At 61.8% G+C, this 23325-nt stretch carries 20 protein-coding genes; 11 read left to right on the forward strand and 9 right to left on the reverse strand.

Annotation, left to right across the window (positions count from 1 at the left end; translation table 11 throughout):
* Positions 1 to 103 precede the first annotated feature (103 nt).
* Together AC1MEK_RS09230 and AC1MEK_RS09235 are read right to left on the reverse strand one after the other, a co-directional pair.
* Entirely contained in the window at positions 104 to 1159 is a 1056-nt protein-coding gene (locus AC1MEK_RS09230; RefSeq protein ID WP_480395945.1) for an HAD family hydrolase, read from the reverse strand.
* A gap of 139 nt (positions 1160 to 1298) precedes the next feature.
* Entirely contained in the window at positions 1299 to 1811 is a 513-nt protein-coding gene (locus AC1MEK_RS09235) for a dihydrofolate reductase (protein WP_480395946.1), read from the reverse strand.
* A 134-nt stretch (positions 1812 to 1945) separates the two neighbouring features.
* On the opposite strand from AC1MEK_RS09235, the gene AC1MEK_RS09240 reads away from it, so the two are divergent.
* Together AC1MEK_RS09240 and AC1MEK_RS09245 are read left to right on the forward strand one after the other, a co-directional pair.
* Positions 1946 to 3325 carry a DUF2868 domain-containing protein gene (locus AC1MEK_RS09240; RefSeq protein ID WP_480395947.1) on the forward strand — a complete coding sequence of 460 codons (1380 nt, stop codon included), beginning with the start codon at positions 1946 to 1948 and terminating at the stop codon, positions 3323 to 3325.
* Positions 3318 to 4697: a DUF3482 domain-containing protein gene (locus tag AC1MEK_RS09245; protein WP_480395948.1), complete on the forward strand. Its 1380-nt coding sequence runs from the start codon at positions 3318 to 3320 to the stop codon at positions 4695 to 4697. Before AC1MEK_RS09240 ends, AC1MEK_RS09245 begins: the two co-directional genes overlap by 8 nt.
* Positions 4698 to 4802: 105 nt before the next feature.
* Here AC1MEK_RS09245 and AC1MEK_RS09250 read toward each other — a convergent pair whose 3' ends face one another.
* Entirely contained in the window at positions 4803 to 5366 is a 564-nt protein-coding gene (locus tag AC1MEK_RS09250) for a phosphonate degradation HD-domain oxygenase (RefSeq protein ID WP_480395949.1), read from the reverse strand.
* Positions 5367 to 5539: 173 nt separating this feature from the next.
* On the opposite strand from AC1MEK_RS09250, the gene AC1MEK_RS09255 reads away from it, so the two are divergent.
* Positions 5540 to 5995 (forward strand): YkgJ family cysteine cluster protein, encoded by a 456-nt coding sequence (locus AC1MEK_RS09255; protein ID WP_480395950.1) that lies wholly within the window; start codon positions 5540 to 5542, stop codon positions 5993 to 5995.
* Positions 5996 to 6187: 192 nt separating this feature from the next.
* Here the strand turns inward: AC1MEK_RS09255 and typA are convergent, their stop codons facing one another.
* Together typA and thiI are read right to left on the reverse strand one after the other, a co-directional pair.
* Positions 6188 to 8008 carry a translational GTPase TypA gene (gene typA / locus AC1MEK_RS09260; protein ID WP_480395951.1) on the reverse strand — a complete coding sequence of 607 codons (1821 nt, stop codon included), beginning with the start codon at positions 8006 to 8008 and terminating at the stop codon, positions 6188 to 6190.
* Between the two features lie 141 nt (positions 8009 to 8149).
* A complete protein-coding gene (gene thiI / locus AC1MEK_RS09265) occupies positions 8150 to 9604 on the reverse strand; it encodes a tRNA uracil 4-sulfurtransferase ThiI (RefSeq protein WP_480395952.1) in 1455 nt (484 codons plus the stop codon).
* A gap of 332 nt (positions 9605 to 9936) precedes the next feature.
* Between thiI and glnA the strand changes: the two genes are divergently transcribed.
* From glnA to AC1MEK_RS09285, 4 genes are all read left to right on the forward strand, one after another.
* Positions 9937 to 11343: a glutamate--ammonia ligase gene (glnA, locus tag AC1MEK_RS09270; protein ID WP_480395953.1), complete on the forward strand. Its 1407-nt coding sequence runs from the start codon at positions 9937 to 9939 to the stop codon at positions 11341 to 11343.
* Between the two features lie 209 nt (positions 11344 to 11552).
* Entirely contained in the window at positions 11553 to 12119 is a 567-nt protein-coding gene (locus AC1MEK_RS09275; protein ID WP_480395954.1) for a chorismate mutase, read from the forward strand.
* Between the two features lie 112 nt (positions 12120 to 12231).
* The gene (locus AC1MEK_RS09280) at positions 12232 to 12756 is read left to right on the forward strand and encodes a DUF4124 domain-containing protein (protein WP_480395955.1); all 525 of its coding nucleotides are present in this window, start codon (positions 12232 to 12234) and stop codon (positions 12754 to 12756) included.
* Between the two features lie 16 nt (positions 12757 to 12772).
* On the forward strand, positions 12773 to 13384 hold the full coding sequence (locus tag AC1MEK_RS09285; RefSeq protein ID WP_480395956.1) for a DUF4124 domain-containing protein: 612 nt from the start codon (positions 12773 to 12775) through the stop codon (positions 13382 to 13384).
* A 101-nt stretch (positions 13385 to 13485) separates the two neighbouring features.
* On the opposite strand, the gene AC1MEK_RS09290 is transcribed toward AC1MEK_RS09285, so the two are convergent.
* Positions 13486 to 13704, reverse strand: coding sequence for a hypothetical protein (locus tag AC1MEK_RS09290; RefSeq protein WP_480395957.1), 219 nt, complete (start codon positions 13702 to 13704; stop codon positions 13486 to 13488).
* On the opposite strand from AC1MEK_RS09290, the gene glnL reads away from it, so the two are divergent.
* A complete protein-coding gene (gene glnL / locus AC1MEK_RS09295; RefSeq protein WP_480395958.1) occupies positions 13703 to 14788 on the forward strand; it encodes a nitrogen regulation protein NR(II) in 1086 nt (361 codons plus the stop codon). The two genes, AC1MEK_RS09290 and glnL, sit on opposite strands and share 2 nt — an antisense overlap.
* Positions 14785 to 16221 carry a nitrogen regulation protein NR(I) gene (ntrC, locus tag AC1MEK_RS09300; RefSeq protein ID WP_480395959.1) on the forward strand — a complete coding sequence of 479 codons (1437 nt, stop codon included), beginning with the start codon at positions 14785 to 14787 and terminating at the stop codon, positions 16219 to 16221. Before glnL ends, ntrC begins: the two co-directional genes overlap by 4 nt.
* 203 nt (positions 16222 to 16424) lie before the next feature.
* Here ntrC and mgrA read toward each other — a convergent pair whose 3' ends face one another.
* On the reverse strand, positions 16425 to 17462 hold the full coding sequence (gene mgrA / locus AC1MEK_RS09305; protein WP_480395960.1) for an L-glyceraldehyde 3-phosphate reductase: 1038 nt from the start codon (positions 17460 to 17462) through the stop codon (positions 16425 to 16427).
* 143 nt (positions 17463 to 17605) lie between these two features.
* Here mgrA and AC1MEK_RS09310 point away from each other — a divergent pair, with 143 nt between their 5' ends.
* Positions 17606 to 18439, forward strand: coding sequence for a LysR family transcriptional regulator (locus AC1MEK_RS09310; protein ID WP_480395961.1), 834 nt, complete (start codon positions 17606 to 17608; stop codon positions 18437 to 18439).
* 110 nt (positions 18440 to 18549) lie between these two features.
* Here AC1MEK_RS09310 and betT read toward each other — a convergent pair whose 3' ends face one another.
* Positions 18550 to 20544, reverse strand: coding sequence for a choline transporter BetT (gene betT / locus AC1MEK_RS09315; RefSeq protein ID WP_480395962.1), 1995 nt, complete (start codon positions 20542 to 20544; stop codon positions 18550 to 18552).
* Between the two features lie 296 nt (positions 20545 to 20840).
* Positions 20841 to 21803: a serine O-acetyltransferase EpsC gene (epsC, locus tag AC1MEK_RS09320; RefSeq protein WP_480396070.1), complete on the reverse strand. Its 963-nt coding sequence runs from the start codon at positions 21801 to 21803 to the stop codon at positions 20841 to 20843.
* A 218-nt stretch (positions 21804 to 22021) separates the two neighbouring features.
* Here epsC and AC1MEK_RS09325 point away from each other — a divergent pair, with 218 nt between their 5' ends.
* A complete protein-coding gene (locus AC1MEK_RS09325; protein ID WP_480395963.1) occupies positions 22022 to 23023 on the forward strand; it encodes a D-cysteine desulfhydrase in 1002 nt (333 codons plus the stop codon).
* Positions 23024 to 23325: the final 302 nt, after the last annotated feature.

The following is a 23325-nucleotide window of genomic DNA, read 5'->3' on the forward strand; positions in this document are numbered from 1 at the left end:
CGCGAATGCGTCAGTCCAGACGATGCTGAATTGCCTGAACTGACGCATTCGCGAGCAAGCTCACTCCTACAGGTTTTGTGTCGGTATCAAATGCAGCGGATGACTACTGGATTTCTTCCGGCTTGACGATCACCCAGTTCTTGTCCGCCGTCACCGGCAAACCTTCCTTGGCCTGGGCCTCGGCGTTGGTTTTCATCATGCCGTTGAGTTGGGTCATGTACTTGTCCTTGCGGTTGACCCACAGGTGGATGCCGCCCTTGTTGACGTCGACGCTGTGGAACAGCATGTAGCCGTCGCTGCTCGGGGTGTCGCCGCCCACCAGCACCGGTTTTTTCCACTGGTCGATGTAGGTCAGGATCGCCGCCTGCTTGCCCGCCATCCAGGTGGCCGGGGTCCACAGGTAAGGGGTCAGCTCAAGACCGAGGTTGGCCTTCTCGTCGTATTTGCCCGCGCTGATCTGTTTGCGCGCGGTGGTCAGCTCGCCGGTGTCGCGGTTCTTCAGCAGCGTGGTCACGCCGATGACGTTCTGCGGTTTGACGTTGTAGCCGTACTTGGGATCGGACGCGACCATGCGCACCAGCTCCTCGGACGCGGCAGTCATCACGTAGACCTCGATGCCGTTTTCCATCAGCTTGTTGTACAGCTCGGCCTGGCCGGTGAAGACCTTCGGCGGCTGGACCTCAATGGTCTTGACCACATCGCCCTCGTAATAGGTGGCAGGCACCGGTTTGCCCGAGGCCATCAACTCGTCAACGTAGCCCTTGAGTTCCTTGAGGGTGAAACCGGAGAACACCTGCGCAACCCACGGGTAGCAGACCATGTCGTCGATTTCGCAGAGGCGGTAGTAGTAGCTGAACAGGCTTTCCTTGTGGTCGGCCGTGTCCTTGAACGGAATCAGCTTGAGGGAAGGATCGAGCTTCTCGCGGGTGAGCAGCCCTTTGTTTTCCATGAACGGCAGCAGCGACTCTTCCAGGTCGTAGCGGTAGCTGGTGTTGTCCATGTCGAAGACAGCGAAATTACCCTTGTTGGCATTTGCCGCAATCATGGCGTTCAACTGCTTGGCAGCAGGCTCGGGCCAGTGTTTGAGCTCGGTGGAAAACGCCTGCCCGGCAAGGCCCAGGCACAGCGCGGCGGCCAACAGCTTTGGTACGAAATTCATAACGGTGTCCTCCCCTTTATTAATTCGAGGAGGGACCGTAACAAAAAGCCATTACTGTTTTAAAACGTCAGCGACCGTGTGCGTTCTGATGACGTCATCTTGCGAGCTGATCGCGACAGATGACACAAAAGCGACACTTTTATGACCGTTCCCACACCTCAAAGCGGTACGCAGGCTTGTCATCCTCAGTCGGATTTTCGGTGTTGGAAACCAGCTTCCACTGCGCCTGATCGAACTCCGGAAACCACGCATCGCCCTCAGGGCTCAACGCTACGCGAGTCAGGTACAGGCGGTCGGCGTGCGCAAGGCCTTGCGCATACAGCTGGGCACCGCCAATCAGCATCAGCTCGTCGACGCCCTGCTCAACGGCCCACTGCTCTGCGCGCTCTACGGCAGCTTCGAGTGAGGTGAAGACTTCTGCGCCTTCGAGTTGCAGATCCGCCTGACGGGTGACGACGATGTTCAGCCGTCCTGGCAGCGGACGCCCCAGCGAATCCCAGGTTTTGCGCCCCATGATGATCGGCTTGCCCAGGGTGGTCGCCTTGAAATACTTGAAATCCCCCGGCAGGTGCCAGGGCATGGAATTGTCGACGCCGATGACGCGGTTTTCACCGAGCGCGGCGATCAGGCTGAGGGGAAGATGTTTTTTCATGGCGGCGAGGATAGCAGAGGCACGCCCCGACAGAACATTCGGTTACCGCGCGGTCCAAGCAGCACGAGCACCTTGCCTGCGCAACACAGGCACAACGGTTATGCTCACCTCTGATTTGACCAACGAGACGCCGCGTGACTGCACTGACCCCACTCGATGAACTCTGGCTGACTGAAGCCGTGCGCCTGCGCGAGCAACACGCAGGGCCTCTTGAAGACGACGAAGCGACCCGCCGCGCCCGCGCCAGTGGCGGCGACCTGCTCGCGCGCATCAAACACAGGGCGCTGTGGCTGGCCGAGCGCGATGGCATGGTTGCGGCCCTGCGCCACTGGAAACAGGGCGCGCGTCTGTCGATGATCGTGCTGGCGGCCTTTGCCATCGTCAGTGGCGCGGGTCTGGCCTTTGCAGCGCTGGGCGACGGGCAAACGCCGGTCAATGTGTTCTGGGCCCTGGGCAGCCTGTTGGGCGTGAACCTGATTCTGCTGATCAGTTGGGCGCTGGGGCTGCTGTTCGCCGGTGAAAGCGCCGCCAGCCTTGGGCGATTGTGGTTGTGGCTCAGCGAACGGCTCGCCCGGGATGCGCAGGCCGCGCAACTGGCCCCGGCGCTGATTCTCCTGCTGCAGCGCAAGCGCCTGAACCGCTGGCTGCTCGGCGCCTGCGTCAACGGTCTCTGGCTGCTGGCGCTGTCGAGCGCACTGACTTTGCTGCTGTTGCTGATGGCGACCCGGCGCTACGGCTTTGTCTGGGAAACCACGATTCTGAGCAGCGATACTTTCGTCAGCCTGACGCAAGGGCTCGGCGTGCTGCCAGCGCTGGTGGGTTTCAGCGTGCCGAGCGAGTCGATGATCCGCGCCAGCGGCGACAGTGCGCTGGTCATCGAAAACGCTCGCCAGGCCTGGGCCGGATGGCTGGTGGGCGTGCTAGTGATCTACGGCATCTTGCCGCGCCTGCTGCTCGCGCTGTTCTGCTATGGCCGTTGGCGCGCGGGCCGCAAGCAGCTTGCGCTGGACCTGAGCGCCCCCGGTTTTGCCGAATTGCGCGAGCGCCTGATGCCGAGCAGCGAGCGCCTGGGGGTCAACGATGCGGCGCCCGCGCAATTGCATCAGGTGACCCGCAGCCCCGCGACCCAGGAAAGCGAGGGCGCATTGCTGGTGGCCATCGAACTGGACGACCAGCGCCCCTGGCCACCGAAACTGCCCGAGGGCATCGCCGACGCGGGCGTGCTCGACAGCCGGGAATCGCGGCGCAATCTGCTCGATCAACTGACCCGCTACCCGCCTGCGCGCCTGGCCATCGCTTGCGACCCGCGCCGTTCGCCGGATCGCGGCAGCCTGGCGTTGATCGCCGAACTGGCCCGCTGCGCCAGCGCCACACGTGTCTGGCTGCTGCCCGCGCCGGTGGGCGAGGCGCTGGACGCCGACCGCCTGGGTGACTGGCATGCCGCGCTGCAGCAGCTCGAACTGCAGTGGGCCGACAGCGCGCCACTGACCTGGCTGGAGACCGGACATGACTGACCATCGCCCACTGAAACTGGCAGTCGTCGGCCACACCAACGTCGGCAAGACGTCGCTGCTGCGCACCCTGACCCGCGATGTCGGGTTCGGCGAGGTGTCCCATCGCCCCAGCACCACCCGCCACGTCGAAGGCGCACGCCTGTCGGTGGATGGCCAAGCGTTGCTGGAGCTGTACGACACGCCAGGCCTGGAAGACGCCATCGCGCTGCTGGATTTTCTGGAACGCCTCGACCGTCCCGGCGAACGGCTCGATGGGCCGGCGCGTCTGGCCCGGTTTCTCGACGGCAGCGAGGCCCGTCAGCGCTTCGAGCAGGAGGCCAAGGTCCTTCGCCAGTTGCTGGCCTCCGATGCCGGGCTGTACGTGATCGACGCCCGGGAGCCGGTGCTGGCCAAGTATCGTGACGAGCTGGCGGTGCTGGCCAGTTGCGGAAAACCGCTGCTGCCGGTGCTGAATTTCGTCAGCAGCGCCCAGCATCGCGAAGCGGACTGGCGCGAGGCGCTGGCCCGCCTCGGGCTGCACGCACTGGTGCGCTTCGACAGCGTCGCGCCACCGGAAGACGGCGAACGGCGGTTGTATGAAAGCCTGGCCTTGTTGCTGGAGAACTCACGCGCACAACTGGAGCGGCTGATCCTCGATCAACAGGCGCAGCGGGAAATGCGCAGGCAGAGCGCGGCGCGGCTGATTGCCGATCTGCTGGTGGACTGCGCGGCCTGTCGACGTAGCGTCGCCACCGAGTCCGATCAGGTGCAACGCGCTATCGAAGACTTGCGCAAGGCTGTGCGTCAACGCGAGCAGCGCTGTGTCGAATCGCTGCTCAAGCTCTACGCGTTTCGCCTGCAGGACGCCTCGGCCAGTGATCTGCCGCTGCTGGATGGCCGTTGGGGCGATGACCTCTTCAATCCGGAAACCCTGAAACTGCTTGGCGTGCGAGTGGGCAGCGGCATCGCGGCGGGCGCGGCGGCCGGTGCGGGCGTGGACCTGCTGGTCGGCGGTATCACCCTGGGCGCGGCCGCGCTGGTCGGTGCCATTGCCGGCGGCGCCCTGCAGACCGCGCGCAGCTATGGCGGGCGACTGCTGGGCAAGCTCAAGGGCCAGCGTGAATTGACCGTCGACGACGCCGTGCTGCGCCTGCTCGCCCTGCGCCAGCGCCAACTGCTCGCAGCTCTGGAAGCGCGGGGCCATGCGGCGATGGACAGCATCAAGCTGGCCACTCCACAGGACAAAACCTGGCGCGAAGGCAAACTGCCCGAGCCGTTGCACAAAGCCCGGGCGCATCCGCAGTGGTCGACACTCAATCCGCACTCCAGGCTCAATCAGGCGGAGCGGCAGGAGCAGATAGATAATCTCGCCGAAACACTGCGGACCCTGTAGGAGCAATCGGACGTTAGGACGGTCGCGAACGCGATCTGTCTGACACACCGCATCGCGACCCTCGTAACCTCGGATTGCTCCTACAGGGGTATGTGTTGATCAGAGTTATGTGGCAAGCAGGGCTAGCGCCTTGGCCTTGAGCACATCCAGATCGATCACCGGCACATTCATTTCCTTGGCCATCTCGTCCCACTGCCGCATCCGCAGGCTGACGCTGCACAGGGGATCCTGCTCGAATGCATCAGCCTCAGACTCGGTCATGACCCCGCCCTGGTACTCCAGCGTGCGCCGGCTGGCCTCGCTCAACTGCGCGTAATAGCCGGGTTGGCGCAGGGTCAGGTAGCGCTTGGCCTGTACGTGATACTCCACCAGCCGGGCCATGCGCTCACCGAAGCCGCATTTGCGCAGGTAATCGGCGCCCACCCGCTCGTGACTGGCCACGCCGTAGCCGCCCATGCTCGCGGCGTCAGGATCGTGCTCGCAGATGTGGCCGATGTCGTGAAAGAAAGCGGCCAGCACCACTTCGTCGTCATAGCCTTCCAGCAGCGCCAGTTGCGCGGACTGCGACATGTGCTCGATCTGCGACACCGGCTCGCCGATGTAGTCGTCGCTGCCACGTTGCAGATACAACCCGAAAACCTCGTTAACCACCTGCTCAGCCTGTTGCATCACCTGCCCTCACCAACCCGTTGCCTGCCAGAGCGCACACCCTACCCGCGGCGTGTTGCGAAGCCGTGGCAGAAACACCAGAGATGCCGATAGTCGAATCGAGCATTTTGCGATAGGGGAAATGCGCGGCGCCCGGTATGATCGCGCGCCCGATACACCCAGAGTTCACCGTGATGAAACCGACCCTGATCGCCGCCGCTGAAATCGACCGCCTGGAGACCTGGCAGAAATACTCCAGCCACATGTGCGGAGGCTGTGTTTCCAGCTGCTGCCCCCTGCCTGTGGAAGCGAAGATCAAGGACCTGATCCGGATTGGCGTGGTCGATGAGTTCGAGATGGGCGACAACCCCAAGAACATCGCCAAGCGCCTGCAGAAGGAAGGCATTATCGAGCGCTTCAACCAGAAGTCGGGGATCTTCACCCTGCAGCGCATGAGCAACGACGACTGCCTGTATCTGGACCGCAAGAGCCGCCTGTGCACCATCTACGACAAGCGCCCGGACACCTGCCGCAACCATCCGAAGATCGGCCCGCGCCCGGGTTACTGCGCGTACAAGCCCAAGGCGCCGGAGCGCCAGAGTAGCGGCGCGTTGAGCGCGAATTCCGGGCGGGTTCCGCTTAAATTCTAAAGATGACTGAGATCCTGTAGGAGCGAATTCATTCGCGATGATCGGTCAGGCGCAAGAGATGCATCGGACGCACCGGCCATTCGCGAATGAATTCGCTCCTACAGGATTGGGATATTCATAATAATCCCGACACAAACAAAAACGCCCCCGGCCTTGCGACCGGGGGCGTTTTCGTTCAGCCGGAACTAAGTCTTAGTTCTTGGCTTTCTTGGCAGCGCGGGTACGCTCGCCTTCGTCCAGGATCTTCTTGCGAAGACGGATGGACTGAGGCGTGACTTCGCACAGCTCGTCGTCCTGGATGTATTCCAGAGCCTGTTCCAGGGTGAAGCGAACAGGTGGAACCAGCGCGATGACTTCGTCTTTACCCGAAGCGCGCATGTTGTCAAGCTTCTTGCCCTTGGTAGGGTTGACGCCCAAGTCGTTGTCGCGGCTGTTCTGGCCGATGATCTGACCGTTGTAGATGTCCTGGCCGTGTTCGATGAACAGCTTGCCGCGCGCCTGCAGGGTTTCCAGCGAGTAGGTCAGTGCCTTGCCAGTTTCGACCGAAACCAGAACGCCGTTCAGACGACCGGACATGTGGCCCGACTTGACGGTGTCGTAACGATCGAAGATCGAGGTCAGGATGCCAGCACCGTTGGTCAGGGTCAGGAACTGGTTACGGAAACCAATCAGACCGCGAGCAGGGATGTTGTACTCCAGACGAACACGGCCTTTGCCATCCGGCATCATGTTGGTCAGGTCGCCCTTACGCAGGCCCATCTCTTCCATGACCTTGCCCTGGGATTCTTCAGGGACGTCGATGGTGACGTTTTCGAACGGTTCCTGCTTGACGCCGTCGACTTCACGAATGATCACTTCAGGGCGGCCCAGGGCCAGCTCGAAGCCTTCACGACGCATGGTTTCGATCAGTACCGACAGGTGCAGCTCACCACGGCCCGATACCTTGAACTTGTCAGGGGAATCGGTTTCCTGAACGCGCAGAGCAACGTTGTACAGCAGCTCTTTGTCCAGACGGTCCTTGATGTTACGCGAGGTCACGAACTTGCCTTCTTTACCGCAGAATGGCGAGTCGTTGACCTGGAAGGTCATGGAAACGGTTGGCTCGTCAACGGTCAGAGGCTTCATCGCCTCGACAGTGTTGATGTCGCACAGGGTGTCGGAGATGAACAGCTCTTCGAAACCGCTGATGCAGACGATGTCGCCGGCAGCGGCTTCTTCGACGTCCACACGGTGCAGACCGTGGTGACCCATCAGCTTGAGGATACGACCGTTGCGGCGCTTGCCGTCAGCGGTGATTGCCACAACCGGAGTGTTTGGCTTGACGCGACCGCGAGCGATACGGCCAACACCGATGACGCCCAGGAAGCTGTTGTAGTCCAGAGCGGAGATCTGCATCTGGAATGGACCGTCACGGTCAACGCTTGGCGCCGGAACGTGATCGACGACCGCCTGATACAGCGGGGTCATGTCTTCGGCCATGTCTGTGTGGTCCAGACCGGCAATGCCGTTGATCGCCGAGGCGTAGACGACTTTGAAGTCCAGCTGTTCGTCGGTGGCACCCAGGTTGTCGAACAGGTCGAAGATCTGGTCCAGAACCCAGTCAGGACGCGCGCCCGGACGGTCAACCTTGTTGATCACGACGATTGGCTTCAGACCGGCTTCGAAGGCCTTCTTGGTCACGAAGCGAGTCTGTGGCATCGGGCCGTCTTGAGCGTCGACCAGCAGCAGAACGGAGTCGACCATCGACATCACGCGCTCTACCTCACCGCCGAAGTCGGCGTGGCCGGGGGTGTCGACGATGTTGATGTGGTAGCCATTCCAGTTGATCGCGGTGTTTTTCGCGAGAATGGTAATGCCGCGCTCTTTTTCCTGGTCGTTGGAGTCCATCACGCGCTCGTCGTTGAGCTCGTTGCGCTCAAGAGTGCCGGACTGGCGCAGAAGCTTGTCGACGAGGGTGGTTTTACCGTGGTCAACGTGAGCAATGATGGCGATGTTACGTAGATTTTCGATCACTTGTGTATCTCGATCAGAGGATTCGGTGAGCTGACTGATTGTAGTCAGCTATGAAAACGAATAACCGGCGAAAGCCGTTACGGCTGACGACTGGTGTCGGGGGGCCGGTGACGCAAGCCACAGGCAAACAGCCCCGGGCACTTAGCTCGGTCGATAAACGCGCACATTGGCATGCCCCTCACTGAGCAGATGATGAGCATGCAGGCGACTCATGACGCCTTTGTCGCAATAGAGCAGGTACTGGCGCGTTTCATCCAGTTCCTTGAAACGGCTGTTCAATGCAAAGAACGGCAGCGTTTGTACTTCAATGCCGGCCAGCTCAAGCGGACGGTCCTCGGCTTCATCCGGGTGACGGATGTCGATGACCACCTGTCCTGCCAGCGCCTGGCTGACTTCCTCGACCTGAACGTCCTGGCCCAGCTCCTCGATCACGCGGTCGATCGGCACCAGACGGGCGTTTTCGAGCGCACGCTCGAGCACGGCCATGTCGAACTCTTTTTCTTCATGCTCGACGCGGTGGCGCTTGGCCGCGGTCTTCGGATTGACCGAGATCACGCCGCAGTATTCGGGCATGTGCCGGGCAAAATCGCCGGTACCGATGTGATCGGCCTCGTCGATGATGTCCTGCTTGTGGCTGGCGATCAGCGGGCGCAAGACCAGCTTTTCGGTCACGCAATCGATGACCGACAGGTTGGGCAGCGTCTGGCTGGACACCTGGGAAATCGCCTCGCCGGTGACCAGCGCGTCGATTTCCAGGCGGTCGGCAATATTAGTCGCAGCGCGCAACATCATACGCTTCAATACTACGCCCATATGACTGTTATCGACTTTTCCGAGAATTTCGCCGAGAACTTCCTCGAACGGTACGCTGACGAACAGCACGCGCTGGGAGCTGCCGTACTTCTTCCAGATGAAGTGCGCGACTTCCATCACGCCCAGCTCGTGGGCCCGGCCGCCCAGGTTGAAGAAGCAGAAGTGGCTCATCAGGCCGCGGCGCATGACGTGGTAGGCCGCGACGGTGGAGTCGAAACCACCGGACATCAGCACCAGGGTCTGCTCCAGCGAGCCCAGCGGATAACCGCCGATGCTGTTGTGCTGGCTGTGGATCACGAACAGGCGCTGGTCGCGGATCTCGATCCGCACCTCGACTTCCGGATCCTTCAGCGAAATACCGGCCGCCCCGCACTCGCGGCGCAGCTTGCTGCCCACGTAGCGCTCGACGTCCATGGAGCTGAAGTCATGGTGCCCGCCGCGCTTGCAGCGCACCGAGAAAATCTTGCCGGGCAGGACGTCACCGAAGTGCTGTTTGCACTTCTCATAGATGTCGTCCATGTCGCCCAGGAGGTATTGATCGACCTGCAGGAAATGCGCGATGCCCGGCATGCAGCTCAGGCGCTCGGTCATCTCGTGCAGGACTTTCGCGTCCTCGACCTTGGTTTCGACCTCGAGGTTGTCCCACACGCCATCGACCACCAGCGCCGGGTCCAAGTCGCGGAGCACGGTGCGGATGTTCTTGGCCAGCTGCTTGATGAAGCGCTTGCGCACAGGCCGGCTTTTGATGGTGATTTCCGGGAAAACTTTGACGATTAGTTTCATGAAAACAGCGCGCGAGGTGCCGGTCGAAAAAGGGGGGCGCGGATTATAGCGGAAATTGCTCAAGGTTTGACCAACTATCTCACAGCCGATCATCAGCGCACCAAAATGGCACTGTATACAATCCAAAAGCACCAATAAGGTGCGTCGATTTTCACAAATGCGACGTTTTGCGCCCTAAAACAGTGGGATTTGCGCAAAAAACCCATCACGGGGCACTGGCATGCAAATTGCTCCCTTGTGAGGCAGGTTGCCTTGGCCGACTATTCGCGCCCGGCATCACCCAAATTTAAGGGCCTACAACTACCTCGCCCTATTTCACCCCGGAGGACAGCATGTCGAAGTCGGTTCAACTCATCAAAGATCATGACGTTAAGTGGATTGATCTGCGCTTCACGGACACCAAGGGCAAGCAGCAGCACGTCACCATGCCAGCGCGTGATGCACTGGACGACGACTTCTTCGAAGTCGGCAAGATGTTCGACGGTTCCTCCATCGAAGGCTGGAAAGGCATCGAAGCTTCCGACATGATCCTGCTGCCGGACGACGAAACCGCTGTTCTGGATCCGTTCACCGAAGAGCCGACCCTGATCCTGGTCTGCGACATCATCGAACCTTCGACCATGCAAGGTTACGACCGCGACCCACGCGCCATCGCTCACCGCGCCGAAGAGTACCTGAAGTCCACCGGTATCGGTGACACCGTATTCGTCGGTCCAGAGCCAGAATTCTTCATCTTCGATTCGGTCAAGTTCAAGTCCGACATCTCCGGTTCCATGTTCAAGATCTTCTCCGAACAAGGTTCGTGGATGACTGACCAGGAAGTCGAAGGCGGCAACAAAGGCCACCGTCCAGGCGTCAAAGGCGGCTACTTCCCAGTGCCACCGGTCGACCACGACCACGAAATCCGTACCGCAATGTGCAACGCCCTGGAAGAAATGGGCCAGGTCGTGGAAGTTCACCACCACGAAGTTGCCACTGCCGGCCAGAACGAAATCGGCGTGAAATTCAACACGCTGGTCAAGAAGGCTGACGAAGTCCAGACCCTGAAATACGTTGTCCACAATGTTGCTGACGCTTACGGCCGCACCGCGACCTTCATGCCGAAGCCACTGTACGGCGACAACGGTTCGGGCATGCACGTTCACATGTCGATCGCCAAAGACGGCAAGAACACCTTCGCTGGCGAAGGCTATGCCGGCCTGTCCGACACCGCTCTGTACTTCATCGGCGGTATCATCAAGCACGGTAAGGCGCTGAACGGCTTCACCAACCCTGCAACCAACTCCTACAAGCGTCTGGTTCCAGGCTTCGAAGCTCCGGTCATGCTGGCCTACTCGGCTCGTAACCGTTCCGCCTCGATCCGTATTCCTTACGTCTCCAGCCCACGTGGCCGTCGTATCGAAGCCCGCTTCCCGGATCCGGCTGCCAACCCGTACCTGGCTTTCGCAGCGCTGCTGATGGCCGGTCTGGACGGTATCCAGAACAAGATCCACCCTGGCGATGCAGCCGACAAGAACCTGTACGACCTGCCGCCAGAAGAAGCAGCAGAGATCCCGCAAGTGTGCGGCAGCCTGAAAGAAGCTCTGGAAGAGCTGGACAAGGGCCGTGCGTTCCTGACCAAGGGCGGCGTATTCAGCGACGACTTCATCGACGCTTACATCGCGCTGAAATCGGAAGAAGAAATCAAGGTACGTACCTTCGTACACCCACTGGAATACGACCTGTACTACAGCGTCTGATCCCGTTGCGTCAGCGCTAGCTGCGTGATTTGAAAAGGCCTCCTTCGGGAGGCCTTTTTTGTGGCCGTGATGTTGTCCGTAGCACACAATCGGATATCAAACGCGATACTCCAGTACCGCATTCAGGAAAAAAACCGGGGCGATAATTGCCCGCACGGTTCCTGCCCGGACGCTGACCGAACGCGACTTTTCACACCAAGGATTCCACCATGCGCTCCTCTCTCGCGACGCTTTTCGCCGCCCTGCCGCTGCTTGCCAGCTGCACGACCACGGCATCGAATCACCCTGCCCCGGCCGCCCTTCGCCCGTTGATCGAAGCCATCGGCCAGCGCACGGACATCGCCAACGAAGTCGCGCTGAGCAAGTGGTACAGCGGCAAGCAGGTGCAGGACAGCGAACGCGAGCAACAGGTGATTCTCAACGCCGAAAACCAGGCGGGCAGTTTCGGGCTGGGCAAAGACGATGTGCGAAGGTTCATGACCGCGCAGATCGAGGCCAACAAGATGGTCCAGTACGCGCGCATCGGCCAATGGCACGAGCACGGTCAGGTGCCGGCCAGGCCCGACGCCAGTGTGTTACAAGGTATTCGGGTGCGGCTCGACACGCTGCAACCGGTGATGATGCAGCAGTACGCAGCCTTTATGCCCTGGCGTCAGGACGCGACTTGCCCGAGTTGGGTACAGGCCGAAATACATCGTCACACTTCCGACCCGATCATCGTGACGGCGATGCAACGCGCCACCGAAGGCCTATGCAGCGCCCATGGCAACGCCTGATCTCAGCGCCGCCTTGCCAATGCCCCAGGCGAGGCGCTTTTGCTCTATGCTGGCGTCTGTTACTCAAGCGCGCGGCACGCGCCGTTCTCCTGATCGTGGTACTGGAGCATTCATGCGTCAAAGCCTTGCCCTTTTGCTGCTGTTGCTTGCCCTGCCCGCCGTCGCGCAGATCTACAAATACACCGACGCCAACGGCAATACGGCCTACACCAACCAGCCGCCGGACGGCATCAAGGCGCAGACGGTGGACTTGCCGCCGCTCAACAGCGTGCCGACCAACGCACCACCACCCGCGCCGAGCGCACCGTCGCCACAAAACCAGGCGCAACAAAGCACGGCGGCCTATCAAGTGCTGGAACTGACCGACCTGCCCACCGACGAAGCCCTGCGCGCCAACAACGGCAGCTTCACCGTTGGCGTGGCGATCCAGCCGCGCCTGCAGCCGGGGCATCTGCTGCAACTGATCATCGACGGCAAGCCTTATGGCCAGCCCACCAACATACCGCGCATGCAGGTGATGGAGATCGATCGTGGCGAACACAGCCTCTCGGTGGCGGTGTTGCAAGGCAACCAGGCGATCCAGCAGAGCCAGACCCTCAACCTGACAGTGCAGCGGGTCCATGTCGGCAAGCCGTAAGCCCCGTTGGTGCGCAATGCTTCTGGCCTGCCTGCTGATGTTCGGCGGCCGGCTGGCAGTGGCCGAGGTCTACACCTACATCGATGCCGAGGGGAACCGGGTCTTCACCGATCAGCCCCATCGCGGCGCGAAAAAGGTCGACATCGCGCCCAGCAACCAGATCAAATCCACGCCCAAGGCGCCGCGCCAGGCGGCCAGCAGCAAGCCGCAACCCGGGCCGCTGTTCCGTTATCAGCTGCTGCGCATTCTCGCGCCCGAGCCGGACAGCACTATCCGCGACATTCAGGGCAACCTGATCGTGACCGTCACCAACGATCCGGAGCTGCAACCGCGCCACACCTATCGCCTGTTGCTCGACGGCAAGACGTTCAGCGAACAGGGCAGAAGCCCGGTGTTCCCGATGACCAACATCGACCGCGGCACCCATCAACTGTCGATCGAGATCGTCGACGAGTTCGGCCGCGTGGTCGAGCGCACGCCCAACCAGCCCTTCCACATGATGCGCATCTCCCTGGCGCAGAAACGCCTGGCCCAGCCCTGCAAGGCCGACGACTACGGCGTGCGCCCCGAGTGTCCGCTCAAGGACAAGCCGCCGGAAGAAGAAGGCAGCATCCTGCCGTTTTTCTGAATCCGACCAGATAAGCGGCTAAGCTCCAAAATGGTGCATCAGCTGAACGAATGCCCTGACCAAAACACCATTTTGGGTCACTAATCGCGCGTTTCAGCCGCTCATTCAATTTTCAGGTGCAGAAAAGGCCCGAAATGACTCGGCCAGCGCTTCTTTTCGGAGCTTGGTTTGGTTTTTGCAGTTTCTACGGAATATGCCAGTGCATATGCGAGGAATCCGCTGCCGGTCAGTGGACGTTCAACGCCGGCAGAGACCAACCAGAGCCTGCACTTTCGGGCTTGCCCCAGTGCGATGTGCCAAAAGAGGTCAACGAGATTCATGACTATCAGCGATACCTTGCACCGACTGCTGCTCGACAACCTGACCACTGCCACGATTCTGCTCAATGCCGATCTGCGCCTGGAATACATGAACCCGGCCGCCGAAATGCTGCTGGCGATCAGCGGGCAGCGCAGCCATGGGCAATTCATCAGCGAGCTGTTCACCGAGTCGGCCGAGGCACTGAGTTCGTTGCGCCAGGCGGTGGAGCAAGCGCATCCGTTCACCAAGCGCGAGGCGATGCTGACCGCGCTCACCGGCCAGACCCTGACGGTGGATTACGCCGTCACGCCGATTCTGTCCCAAGGCGAGACCCTGTTGCTGCTGGAAGTCCATCCCCGTGACCGCCTGTTGCGCATCACCAAGGAAGAGGCCCAGCTGTCCAAGCAGGAAACCACCAAGATGCTGGTGCGTGGCCTGGCTCACGAGATCAAGAACCCGCTGGGCGGGATTCGCGGCGCCGCGCAGCTGCTGTCCCGCGAGCTGCCCGACGAAGGCCTGAAGGACTACACCAACGTCATCATCGAAGAGGCCGACCGCCTGCGTAACCTGGTCGACCGCATGCTCGGCTCGAACAAGCTGCCGTCGCTGGCGATGACCAACGTTCACGAAGTGCTTGAGCGCGTCTGCAGCCTGGTCGAGGCCGAAAGCCAGGGTTGCATCACTTTGGTGCGCGACTATGACCCGAGCATTCCCGATGTGCTGATCGACCGCGAGCAGATGATCCAGGCCGTGCTCAATATCGTGCGCAACGCGATGCAGGCCATCAGCGGCCAGAACGAGCTGCGCCTGGGCCGCATCAGCCTGCGCACCCGGGCCATGCGTCAGTTCACCATCGGCCACGTGCGCCACCGGCTGGTGAGCAAGATCGAAATCATCGACAACGGTCCCGGCATCCCGCAGGAACTTCAGGAAACCATTTTCTACCCAATGGTCAGCGGCCGCCCGGACGGTACCGGGCTGGGCCTTGCCATCACCCAGAACATCATCAGTCAGCACCAGGGGCTGATCGAGTGTGACAGCCATCCTGGCCACACCACTTTCTCGATCTTCCTGCCGCTGGAACAAGGAGCAGCTTCGACATGAGCCGTAGTGAAACTGTCTGGATCGTCGATGACGACCGTTCCATCCGCTGGGTACTTGAAAAGGCCTTGCAACAGGAAGGCATGACCACTCAGAGCTTCGACAGCGCCGATGGCGTGATGAGCCGCCTGGCGCGTCAGCAACCGGACGTGATCATCTCTGACATCCGCATGCCCGGCGCCAGCGGCCTGGACCTGCTGGCACGCATCCGCGAACAGCACCCGCGCCTGCCGGTCATCATCATGACCGCGCACTCGGACCTGGACAGCGCCGTGGCGTCCTATCAGGGCGGCGCCTTCGAATACCTGCCCAAGCCGTTCGACGTCGACGAGGCGGTGGCGCTGGTCAAGCGCGCCAACCAGCACGCCCAGGAACAACAGGGCATGGACGCGGCGCCCACCCTGACCCGCACGCCGGAAATCATCGGCGAAGCCCCGGCGATGCAGGAAGTGTTTCGCGCCATCGGGCGCCTGAGCCATTCCAACATCACCGTGCTGATCAATGGGGAATCGGGCACCGGTAAAGAGCTGGTGGCCCACGCGCTGCATCGTCACAGCCCGCGCTCAGCCTCGCCGTTCATCGCGCTGAACATGGCGGCGATTCCGAAGGACCTGATGGAATCCGAGCTGTTCGGCCATGAAAAAGGCGCTTTCACCGGCGCGGCCAACCTGCGTCGCGGCCGCTTCGAACAGGCCGACGGCGGCACGCTGTTTCTCGACGAGATCGGCGACATGCCGGCCGACACCCAGACCCGCCTGCTGCGCGTCTTGGCCGACGGCGAGTTCTACCGGGTAGGCGGCCATGTACCAGTCAAGGTCGACGTGCGCATCATCGCCGCGACTCACCAGAACCTGGAAACCCTGGTGCAGGCGGGCAAGTTCCGTGAGGACTTGTTCCATCGCCTGAACGTGATCCGCATCCACATTCCACGCCTGTCGGACCGTCGCGAAGACATCGGCACGCTGGCCAAGCACTTCTTGAGCCGCGCCGCGCAGGAACTGGCGGTCGAGCCCAAGCTGCTCAAGGCCGAGACCGAGGAATACCTCAAGCATCTGCCGTGGCCGGGCAACGTGCGCCAGCTGGAAAACACCTGCCGCTGGATCACGGTCATGGCGTCGGGGCGCGAGGTGCACATCAGCGACCTGCCGCCTGAACTGCTGAGCCTGCCGCAGGACGCCGCGCCAGTGACCAACTGGGAGCAGGCACTGCGTCAGTGGGCCGATCAGGCGCTGGCGCGCGGGCAGTCGAGCCTGTTGGACAGCGCCGTGCCGACCTTCGAACGCATCATGATCGAAACCGCCCTCAAGCACACCGCCGGCCGCCGTCGCGACGCCGCCGTGCTGCTGGGCTGGGGCCGCAATACCTTGACCCGCAAGATCAAGGAACTGGGCATGAAGATCGATGGTGGGGATGATGATGAGGGGGATGAGGGCTGATTGATTTCAATCTGTCCTCAATACGCAAAACCTGTAGGAGCCGGCTTGCTGGCGAATGCGTCAGGTCAGACGACACAGCGTTGAACGACATACCGCATTCGCTGTAGGAGCGCGCTTGCCCGCGATTGCTTCGTGTCGGTCGACGGATTCGTCACAGACATACCGCAATCGCGGGCAAGCGCGCTCCTACAGCGGCGATCACATTACTCGGCCAATGAAGGCTTCGCCCACAGATTGATCCCGCCTTCCTGCGCGAACCGGTCGATCTCGGCCAGTTCTTCCTGGCTGAATGTCAGGTTATCCAGCGCCCCCACGTTCTCGATGATCTGCTCAGGCCGGCTGGCGCCGATCAGCGCCGAGGTCACCCGCGGGTCGCGCAGTGTCCAGGCCAAGGCCATCTGCGCCAGGCTCTGGCCACGACGCTTGGCGATCTCGTTCAGCGCCCGCACGTGGGCAATGTTCTGCTCCGACAGGTGCGAAGCCTGCAACGAACCACCGCCCGGACGATTCACCCGCGCATCCTGGGGAATGCCATTGAGGTACTTGTCCGACAGCAGCCCCTGGGCCAGTGCCGTGAACGCGATCACCCCGGTGCCCAGCTCGTCGGTGGTCTCCAGCAGATCCCTTTCGACCCAGCGATTGAGCATGTTGTAGGCCGGCTGGTGAATCAGCAGCGGGACTTTCCACTCTTTCAGCAGCGCGGCGATCTCCCGGGTCTTGGCGCCCGAGTAGGACGAGATGCCGATATACAGCGCCTTGCCCTGCTGCACGGCGGTCGCCAGCGCACCTGCGGTTTCCTCCAGCGGGGTGTCCGGGTCGAAGCGGTGCGAATAGAAGATATCCACATAGTCCAGGCCCATGCGCGCCAGGCTCTGGTCGAGGCTGGCCAGCACGTATTTGCGCGAGCCGCCGCCCTGCCCGTAAGGGCCCGGCCACATGTCCCAGCCAGCCTTGGTGGAGATGATCAGCTCATCGCGATAGGGCTTGAAGTCTTCCTTGAGCAGCCGGCCGAAGTTGATCTCGGCGCTGCCGTAGGGCGGCCCGTAGTTGTTGGCGAGGTCGAAGTGGTTGATGCCCAGGTCGAACGCGGTGCGCAGCATGGCGCGCTGGGTGTCGAGCGTGGTGGTGTCGCCGAAGTTGTGCCACAGGCCCATGGACAGCGCAGGCAGCACCAGGCCGCTGCGGCCGACGCGGCGATAGGGAACGCGTTCATAACGATTTTCGGCAGCGATGTAGGTCATTCGATTCTCTCTTCTTCGAGTGGCGCCGCATGGATGAGCAGCTGCGATAAGAAACGCCGATGGATAAGCAGTGAAGCGAGTATATTCAGCGCTCGCTTCGGGCGAAAAATGCTTTATTCCTCTGGCTGACATCGGTTTCTGATATGGATATTCGCCAACTCAACGCCTTCATCGCGGTGTTCGAAGAACGCAACATCACCCAGGCTGCCCAGCGGCTGTTCACCAGCCAGCCCACGCTGTCGGTGACCATCCGCCAGCTGGAAGAAGCACTGGGCACCACGCTGTTCGAGCGTCAGCCCCGTGGCGTCGAGGTCACTGACGATGCGCGCACGCTGTACCCGCAGGCACGTCGGCTGCTGGCCGAAGCCCAGGCGTTGAGCAATCAGTTCCGCCAGCGCAACGACCGCCTGACCCTGGCCATCGGCATCGAGGGCGAGATCGCTGCCAGTCATCTGGAAACCTTTCTGCAGACGGCGTATCGGGTCGTGCCCAATCTGCAACTGACCCTGGCCGACGGTTGCAGCGGCGATGCGCGGTTGTCGGTGGAGGAAGACTGCTGCGAAGACGAGTTGTTTCTGCCGATCTGGGAGGAGGCCTTCGTGCTCGCGCTGCCGGCCGGTCATGTTCTCGCACAACGAGCGGCGCTGGATGAGGCCGACCTGCTCGACGTGCAGTGGATCACTTGCCCGTCGCACCCGTCCCACCAGCGCCTGATGGAGTTCTACACCCGCGCGGCCTGCCCGGTGGCGGCGATTGCCGGCTCGCTGACGCTGGCGCTGCGCCTGGTCAAGGCCGGCGCCGGGCTGGCGATGCTGCCCGCATCCATGCTCGACCATCAGCAGGGCGTGATCACCCTGCCCGCGCCGATCCCCAACCTGATCCGCCGGGTCGGCCTGTGCTATGCGGCACAGGCGCTGGATGTGCCGGCGCTGGGGCTGTTGCACGGGCATTTGCAAAAGGGGCATATCGCCCCGTAGCAGCACGGCTTGCCGGCGGGGCGATCTGTCTGTGACGAAAGTGTCGCCTGACACACCGCCCCGCCAGCAAGCCGTGCTGCTACGGGTTTGGTTGCGATCCAGCTTCGTATCTAACGCACCAGATGCAAAAACTGCATGTGCCGCTCGTACTGATCCAGCACGTCGTTGATCACCTGCTCCTTGGTGTAGCCCACCAGATCGTAATCCTGGCTGCCCTCGCTCAAATGCACTTCGGCGCGGTAGTAGCGGCGGTTGTTCAGCTGCTTGGAGCCCATTCCGGCACGGGCGAAGGACGGCGTGAAATAGCCGCGCATGGCCACCTGATAGACGAACGGGCGCTCTTCGCCGAGGCCGATTTCCAGGCTGACGGTGTGGGTGACGGGATCGGGCTGGGTGATCACGCTCAGGCCCTTCTCGACGAACACCGCGGTCACTTCTTCGATGGCCGGGCGCACCGTGTGGTCGAGGAAGCGGTACACCTCATCGCGCGAAGGGAAGTGCACCGCCTGGCTCAAGCGCTGGCGCCAGCCGCCCCGGCGTGACCCGGACGCCGGCGCCAGCGAATACAACTGGGCGATCTGGCGCTGGGACTCCAGGTAAAACGCCTTGTGCAGGCCCCACATCATGGTCAGCAGAATCAGCGAGAACGGCAGCGAGGTCAGCACCACCGCCGACTTCAGCGCATCGATGCTGCCCGAGAACAGTAACCCGCTGGTGACCAGCGCGGTCATCACGCCCCAGAACACCCGCAGCCACTTCGGGCCGTCTTCGTCGGGGCTGCCGCCCTTGGCCGAGAGGGTCGACAACACCACGGTGCCGGAGTCGGCGGAGGTCACGAAGAACACAAAACTGATAAACACCGTGACCGCGATCACGGTCTTGCTCCACGGGTACTGCTCAAGCATCAGGTACAGCGCCATGGACGGATCGTCGATGGCTGCATGGCCCAGAGCAGTCAGGCCATGGTTGAGCAGTTGGTCGATGGCGCTGTTGCCGAAGATCGACATCCAGGCCAGGGTGAAGCCCAAGGGAATCAGCAACACGCCGAAGACGAACTCGCGAATGGTCCGGCCCCGGGAAATCCGCGCGATGAACAGCCCCACGAACGGCGACCAGGCGATCCACCAGGCCCAGTAGAACACCGTCCAGTCGCCCAGCCAGGCGCTGGGCTCGTTGTAGGCGTAGACGTCGAAACTCTTGACCGGCAAGGCGCCCAGGTAATCGCCGATGTTCTGCACCAGGGTGTTGAGCAGATGCTGCGTGGGCCCGGCGAACAGCACGAACAACAGCAGCGCGCAGGCCAGCAGCATGTTGATGTCGGACATGACCCGCACGCCCTTGTCGACGCCTGCCACGGCGACGATGATCGCCGCGCCCATCATCAGGGTGATCAGCCCGACCTGGACCCATTGCGTGTGCGCCACGCCGAACAGGTAATCCAGCCCGGAATTGAGGTGCAGCACGCCGAAGCCCATGTCCGCGCCCAGGCCGAAGATCGTCGCGATGATGCCGAAGCCATCCACCGCATAGCCAATCGGGCCGTTGATGCGCTTGCCAATCAGCGGATACAACGCCGAACGCAGTGCCAGCGGTAGGTTGTGGCGATAGGCAAAATAGGCCAGCGCCATGCCGACAAAGGCAAACACGCCCCAGCCATGCAGGCCCCAGTGCAGAAACAGCAGCTGCATGGCCTGGCGCGCGGCCTCGGTGGTACCGCCCTCGCCTTGCGGCGGTTGCTGCAAATGGGTCAGCGGCTCTGACACACAGAAGAAAAACAGGGTGATGCTGATCCCGGCGGCGAACAACATGCCGGCCCAGGACAGGTAACTGAATTCCGGCTCGTCATGGTCAGCACCGAGCTTGATCTTGCCGTAGCTGGAAAACGCCGTGACGATCACGAACAGCAGATACAGCGTCATGGCCAGCATGTAGTACCAGCCCACGGTGTTGGCCGCCCAGTTCTGCGCGGCGAGCAGCCACTGGCCGGCGGCTTCGGGGAAGCTGATGACCACCAGGCCGAAGATCAGGATAAAGCTGGCAGCGAAGTAGAAAACGGGGGCATTCATACGGACCGGCGCGCTGTTCTGCGCGCTCGGCACACTCATGCGCTCACCGTGGCGAAGGTGGGAAAAACGTTCATGCAAGGCTGATGCGGCAAGGGTAGGCCTCCTTTTGTGAGGGCAGCGAACCACCGGTTTAACTTGATTGAACGTTCAATTAAAACACGAATTGCGGGGTGAGGACCAATTCACAAGCGTGAGCGGTAGTCGACTGTGGGAGCCGGCTTGCTGGCGAATGCGGTGTGTCAAACGATACATCTGTGAATGACACAACGTATTCGCCAGCAAGCCGGCTCCCACAGATGGAGATCGGCGATGAACAGAGATTCTGGGGCTAAGCCTTATTTCTGGGTGCCGTCATCATGCTGCAGGCTGGCCTGGTTGACGTTGCTGCCCGGCGGCACGCCGCGGGTCAGCCAGACGTTACCGCCGATGGTCGAACCCTGGCCGATGGTGATGCGCCCCAGAATGGTCGCGCCGGCGTAGATGACCACGTCGTCCTCGACGATCGGATGGCGCGCGTGGCCCTTCTGCAACTGGCCGTCTTCGTCGGCCGGGAAGCGCTTGGCGCCCAGGGTCACGGCCTGGTAGATCCGCACGCGCTCGCCGATGATCGCGGTCTCGCCGATGACCACGCCAGTGCCGTGATCAATGAAGAAGCTCGGGCCGATCTTCGCACCGGGGTGAATGTCGATGCCGGTGGCCGAATGCGCCAGCTCCGAGCTGATCCTCGCCAGCAGCGGCAGGCCGTTCAGGTACAGATGATGGGCCAGACGGTGATGGATGATCGCCAGAATGCCGGGGTAGCACAGCAGCACTTCGTCGACACTGCGCGCCGCCGGGTCGCCGTGGTAGGCCGCCAGCACGTCGGTGTCGAGAATGCGACGGATGCCCGGCAAGGCGCTGGCGAAATCCTGAATCAGCCGCTCGGCATGCACGTCGGCGCAACTGGCGTCCTCGCCGCGCTGGCGCGCCACATAGCGCAGCTCAAGCCGCGCCTGGGCCAGCAACGAGTTGAGCGCAACGTCCAGCGTATGGCCAACGTAGAAGTCCTCGCTTTCTTCGCGCAGGTCCACCGGCCCCAGACGCATCGGAAACAGCGCACCACAGAGCGCTTCAAGGATGTCACGCAGGGCCTCGCGCGAAGGCAGTTCGCGCCCGCCCTTCTCGCCACTGACCCGACCATTGCGGGTGCGCCAGTCATCCCGTGCGGCGCGCAACTCGCCCACGATCCGCTGCAATTGCCAATGGCCGGTCACGCCCTGGGCACAGTCTTGCGGGGACAGTTCAGGACCATGGCTCATGTCAGGAAGTGTGCTCACGCAGATTTCTCCTCGGTTCAACGGCTCGTCAGGCTGGACATGGCCGCAATGGGAATCACTCTACGGCAATCATTCAGCGCAAAAAAATAACAATTTTCGTGAGGCTATAACCCGCAAGCCGCAAGAACTCGCCGGGTTGCCCTGTGGGAATCGTCTGCCTATAGTCCAGCGACTCACTCGCAACACGTATCGACCTCATCATGATCAAACATCAGCTCGACCGCTTTAACCGCCTGGAGCTGCTCAACGCTCCGACGCCTCTGGAAAAACTCGAACGCCTGTCCGCCTGGGCCGGCCGCGACATCTACGTCAAACGTGACGACATCACGCCGCTGGCGATGGGCGGCAACAAGTTGCGCAAACTCGAATACCTCGCCGCAGATGCTCTGGCCCAAGGCGCCGACACGCTGATCACCGCCGGCGCCATCCAGTCCAACCACGTTCGCCAGACCGCCGCATTGGCCGCAAAACTGGGCCTGGGCTGCGTCGCGCTGCTGGAAAACCCCATCGCCACCGAAGACAGCAACTACCTGGGCAATGGCAACCGCCTGTTGCTGGACTTGTTCGACGCCAAAGTCGAGCTGGTGGAAAACCTCGACAACGCCGACGAACAGCTTCAGGCCCTCGCCACGCGCCTGCAGACCAGCGGCAAGAAGCCGTATCTGGTGCCGATCGGCGGCTCCAACGCGCTGGGCGCCTTGGGTTACGTGTGCGCAGGTTTCGAGCTGGCCGAGCAGATCAAGGCCAGCGGCGTCGATTTCGCCGCCGTGGTGCTGGCCTCCGGCAGCGCAGGCACCCACAGTGGCCTGGCGCTGGCATTGGCCGAAGCCTTGCCGCAGTTGCCGGTGATCGGCGTGACCGTTTCGCGCCCGGAAGAAACCCAGGCGCCGAAGGTGCAGACACTGGCCGAGCGCACTGTCGAACTGCTCGGCGTGCCGCTGCCCGACGCCTTCAAGGTGCAACTGTGGGACGAGTATTACGGCCCGCGTTATGGCGAACCGAATGCCGGGACGCTAGCGGCGGTCAAGCTGGTGGCGAGCCAGGAAGGTCTGTTGCTGGACCCGGTGTACACCGGCAAGGCCATGGCCGGGCTGCTGGATGGCATCGGTCGGCATCGGCTGGACGACGGCCCGGTGATTTTCCTGCACACCGGCGGGGCGCCGGCGCTGTTTGCCTATCCGGATGTTTTCTCAGGTCAGTAAGTATTCACCGCTTCTGCCGAAGGCGTGGGAGCCGGCTTGCTTGCGAATGCGGTGTGTAATTCGCAATCGATGTTGAATGACACACCGCATTCGCCAGCAAGCCGGCTCCCACAGATTGAAGACAGCACTCGATCGTATATTCAAAAATAAGATAAGCGATTCGTTTTTAATTATTTTTAATCCTAACCAACGCCTCCTATGATTCATCCCAGCGTGTACGACAAAACCCGGCAGAGCACTGAAAAAGCTGGATAAACGCGCGATGCCACAGTAGCTTCGTCAGGTCTGACACCAACCTGACA

The organism is Pseudomonas sp. 2, assembly GCF_056627435.1.